Annotated in this window: 5 protein-coding genes and 1 pseudogene; 4 read left to right on the top strand and 2 right to left on the bottom strand. The window is 40.0% G+C overall.

The features are described from left to right. Positions 1-262: 262 nt before the first annotated feature. Complete coding sequence (locus Xvie_RS19800; protein WP_086110823.1) at positions 263-1,285, bottom strand: IS110 family RNA-guided transposase; 1,023 nt, start codon at positions 1,283-1,285, stop codon at positions 263-265. A 33-nt stretch (positions 1,286-1,318) separates the two neighbouring features. Between Xvie_RS19800 and Xvie_RS25970 the strand changes: the two genes are divergently transcribed. Then, positions 1,319-1,483: a hypothetical protein gene (locus Xvie_RS25970; protein WP_167376339.1), complete on the top strand. Its 165-nt coding sequence runs from the start codon at positions 1,319-1,321 to the stop codon at positions 1,481-1,483. Between the two features lie 311 nt (positions 1,484-1,794). Here the strand turns inward: Xvie_RS25970 and Xvie_RS19795 are convergent. Continuing rightward, positions 1,795-1,992: pseudogene (locus Xvie_RS19795) on the bottom strand (replication initiation protein); the annotation flags it as partial. 348 nt (positions 1,993-2,340) lie between these two features. On the opposite strand from Xvie_RS19795, the gene Xvie_RS19790 reads away from it, so the two are divergent. From Xvie_RS19790 to Xvie_RS19780, 3 genes are all read left to right on the top strand, one after another. After that, positions 2,341-2,700 carry a type VI secretion system tube protein Hcp gene (locus Xvie_RS19790; RefSeq protein WP_086110822.1) on the top strand — a complete coding sequence of 120 codons (360 nt, stop codon included), beginning with the start codon at positions 2,341-2,343 and terminating at the stop codon, positions 2,698-2,700. 66 nt (positions 2,701-2,766) lie between these two features. Further along, complete coding sequence (locus Xvie_RS19785) at positions 2,767-3,327, top strand: hypothetical protein (protein ID WP_139838920.1); 561 nt, start codon at positions 2,767-2,769, stop codon at positions 3,325-3,327. 139 nt (positions 3,328-3,466) lie between these two features. Beyond that, positions 3,467-3,721 (top strand): helix-turn-helix domain-containing protein, encoded by a 255-nt coding sequence (locus tag Xvie_RS19780; RefSeq protein ID WP_086110820.1) that lies wholly within the window; start codon positions 3,467-3,469, stop codon positions 3,719-3,721. The last annotated feature ends 287 nt before the right edge of the window (positions 3,722-4,008 follow it).

Genomic DNA, 4,008 nt, shown 5'->3' with positions numbered 1-4,008 from the left:
GATGATGAGATTAGGCATAATCTCCTCCCAAAACTGGCTGGATTTTATTGATGAATTCCCATCTTACTCCGTGAGGAGCGGGAGTTCATAACATCAGCCATGATGAATCACTGTCGATTCGGACCCTGATGAAAGACGCGCGTGAGATTCTTGTTCGTTAAACGGATACATGTATCCAGTACAATACACAGATATATCTCACGGGGTCTAACCCTTTACCATCAACGAGCTGCAGGTCAGATGATTACTCTGTTTCGCGTTATCAATGAGCTGAGTAAAGCTTGAAATCATCACCATAATGCAGCGATGCCCAGCACAGCCTCGCGTTCTTGGCGGCAATGGCTACGACAGCCCGCCAGTATCCTCTTCGCTCAACCAGTGAACAGACCCAGCGGCTGAACGAATCTGTTCTTTTTTCAGCGCCGATCAGGACGGAACGGGCACCCTGTACCAGTAGCGTTCGCAGGTATGAGTCACCTGCTTTTGTTATCCTGCCAAGTTTTGATTTTCCGCCGCTACTGTATTGCGATGGTGTTAGCCCCAGCCAGGCGGCCAGTTGACGCCCGTTCTTAAAATCATGTGCATTACCGATACTGGCTACCAGCGCACTGGCAGTTGTGGGACCAATACCTTTCAGCTCCATCAACTGTTGGCTACGGAGATCCGTTTTAGCCACTCGAGATAAAATTCGGTCATATTCAGCGATTTTTTCTTCAATATTGGTAATATGTTCCAACAGGTCATCAACACACTGCCTGACCTGCACTGGCAAGGTTTCCTTCTGGTCAGAGACGATGTAACGCAGAGCATCAGTGCTTTGTGGGGCAATAACACCAAACTCAGATATCAACCCCCGGAGGCGGTTATACGTTGCTGTTTTCTCTTCGATAAATCCTTGCCTCGTCCGGTGTAAACACTGCATAGCCTGCTGGTTCTCGTCTTTGACCGGCACAAATCGCATATGTGGCCGTTGCGCGGCTTCACAAATTGCCTGGGCGTCTGCTGCATCGTTTTTCCCACTCTTACCCGCCATACGGTAGGGTGAGGCGAATTTCGGCGCCATCAGCCGGACATCGTGACCATATTGACGGAATAATCTTGCCCAGTAGTGGGCACCGGAGCAGGCCTCCATCCCGATCACACAGGGTGGCGAACTGGCGATAAGTTCAGGAAGCGCAGCCCGTGATACTCTGGGTTTTACCAGAACAGTTTTGCCATTGTGGTCAACGCCATGAACAGCAAAGACATTTTTTGCGAGATCGATACCAATAGTTGCGATGGTCATAATAATTCCCCTTTCATATTTTGGTTACTCCCCATGATGGCACGGAAAATCAATACAGTAACCCAATCGAGGGGGAAGTCCCTTTCATTCGTTAAGCCTGTTTTTGTACTTATCGATCTTAGCCAGACGCAGGCGGCGAAACTTACAGGAAACGGACGTGCGGTTGCTTTGCCAGAATATAATCGTCTGTCAGATTGATATGTTCCCAATCTAACGGGGATAAATGTGATAGCAGTTGATCATTGGTTTTTAGCCTTTATTTCTGACCGATAGTATCATAGCATTAGGCTTCAACTCATAAACGTGTCATAAGTAATAATGAAATGAATATCCCAATAAGAATTAGACTGGCTAAAATAATTAGCTTAGATAAGGTCTGTTCTTACTAGGATGATAGTGATGAGTATGATGATTACGAGGAAGCAAGCTGATTATTTTCATTCAACATTTTGAAATGATTATATAATTTTAACATCATGGAACTTTTCGCTGAATTGGGCACAAACCCCCGTCCAGTCGATCGCTGCCCCTATGCGATCAACATCAAACACAAACCAGAAAGCCGCATGGGGAGAATTATGCTGGATGTAGCGGGCGAGCTTTGCCACGTCGGTGTTATTGATGCGCAATCCATAAAGAAAATCGTCTGTGTGATACGGTTTACGGGGCAGATGGTCTGCAAAGTAATCCAATGCAAGGCTAGTCATTTTTTGTTGCGCTTATGGCGGGGGTGTTGTTTCCGTATGTACATATGCTAAACTCTTTTTAAGTTATGAGCCTGCGCCCTCGTGAGTTGTGAGTCTTCCGCCAAGTTGAAGCACAATTTCGGGGGCGTATGTGTTTATAGTTTAAAATTACTCTGCAATAATTACTTTGTCTAATCATTAAACGGGAAACAGTGACAAAATTCGCTGCCTGACGGACTTTACATGCCTTTTTCTCAGAAAATTCATTATGTAAATTTACAGAAATACGATTATTGCATTAAGTTTTCATTGCCTATGTTCAAATAAAATGGCTTACTTGGCAGTTATTAACAACAAGGAGGAAATACTATGCAATATACCACTTACATAGAAATTACAGAGACGGCCCAAGGATTGTTGTCGAAAAACTGTTCAGATGATGATATCCAAAAGGATAAAATACAGGTTAAAAGCCTAGAGTTGTCAAAAGGGATTAATGACTCAAAGTCTATAGAAAAAATAATCTTAGAGAAAAGCTTGGATAGATCATCCCCATTATTACTTAATGCTATCGATAAAAATGAAAGTTTAGAATTAAAAACATCCCTGTATATTAATGGGAAAATAGCACATGAATTTAAATTTAAAAATGCGTTTATAGAAAGAATAGACACTAAGTTTTCAGACGAAAGTGCTCCTTATGAAAAAATACAAATAAAAATAGCCTGATAACTAACATTAGTGATGGGCGGCAAGAAATACCATCGCCCATAAAAAAGATAGAAGATTATGAAAATGAAAAACAACAATATTTATTTACTAAATAAACTATCAAAAAAGGAAACTAAATCTTTAAGAGATACGTATGAAAGAGAAACTAAATCCTTAAGAGATACATATGAAAAGGAAGACAAATCCTTAAGAGATGCATATGAGAAAGAAATAAAATATTTAAGAGATAAACATGAAAAAAAGATTAAATCGTTAAACGAGGCATGTGAGCGAGAAATCCAATATCTAAACGACTCATATAAGAAGGAAATTAAATCATTAAACGATGCATACGAAAAAGAAATTCAATCAACAGATAAATATGATGAATGGCTTAGTGATTTGTTTCGCTGGGATCTACCAACAGTATTCACACTCAACTCCATAATCATATTGCTTTATTTCGTAAGCATATACTCAACTAATAGTAATCCAGTTGCGATGCTTTGCATTTATGCATTCATGTATTTTTTTTCTATAATACTTCTATCCATAGTAATATCATTAGATAAAAAATTCAGTTTCCTTCTATACTTAAAGGCGAAAATAATTTACCTTTTCAGTTATTTTCATCTTTCTCATTAAAAAGATATTTATCTAACATCAAATATGCTTTAATTGCCGTGTTTCCAGCTTTATAAGTAAGCACCGCTTTACTACTGGTAAATATTTTTCTTTTATAATCCTTTTCCAGCCATTTGTATAACCTAATTCCCCCTTTGGAGTGAACAATCTATGTAAATATGAATGTTCTCTGACAAAAGAACGCGTTATCGCCGATTTAGCGGCAGCCAATCGGCGAGGAAAACGAGGAGGAAGGCCACGAGCGGTCACAGATGAAAAATTGGAGGCAATTCTTACCGCATTGGAAGACGGTATGTCCAAAGCTGCTGTTTGCCGTAATTTTGGTGTAAAAAGAACAACCCTCATTGACACATTGAATCGTATAGGTCAAGACAGAAAGCATAAACAGGAATGATGCCAAAGGTAGCCAAACGGATTACATGAATTTTTTTAAAAAATAAAAAAACCTATATTCAACAGGTTATCACGTTTTATCCAGTGCTATTCAAAATCGATTTTTCCGTTGAAAGCCAGACGTCGCAAGGGCTAAGAGGGAGCAAGGGAACACATCGGGGCTATGGTCAGAAAACCCCTTATTGTTATAATTTAACCCTCATTATCACTTTTTCATCTTTTTCTTATTTGAATGTTAATCGCTTAGCCGCCTCTTGAAGACGTTTTTTACCCCGTTTATCGTATTGC

The sequence above is a fragment of the Xenorhabdus vietnamensis genome (assembly GCF_002127535.1).
GTDB classification, from domain to species: domain Bacteria; phylum Pseudomonadota; class Gammaproteobacteria; order Enterobacterales; family Enterobacteriaceae; genus Xenorhabdus; species Xenorhabdus vietnamensis.
Note: the sequence above shows the minus strand (reverse complement) of the source record. Positions and strands in the feature narration are given on the sequence as shown.

Excerpts from the sequence above, each read along its gene's own strand:
- Xvie_RS19790 (WP_086110822.1), top strand. The coding sequence starts at position 2,341 with ATGCAATATACCACTTACATAGAAATTACAGAGACGGCCCAAGGATTG.
- Xvie_RS19800 (WP_086110823.1), bottom strand. The coding sequence starts at position 1,285 with ATGACCATCGCAACTATTGGTATCGATCTCGCAAAAAATGTCTTTGCT.
- Xvie_RS25970 (WP_167376339.1), top strand. The coding sequence starts at position 1,319 with ATGATGGCACGGAAAATCAATACAGTAACCCAATCGAGGGGGAAGTCC.
- Xvie_RS19785 (WP_139838920.1), top strand. The coding sequence starts at position 2,767 with ATGAAAAACAACAATATTTATTTACTAAATAAACTATCAAAAAAGGAA.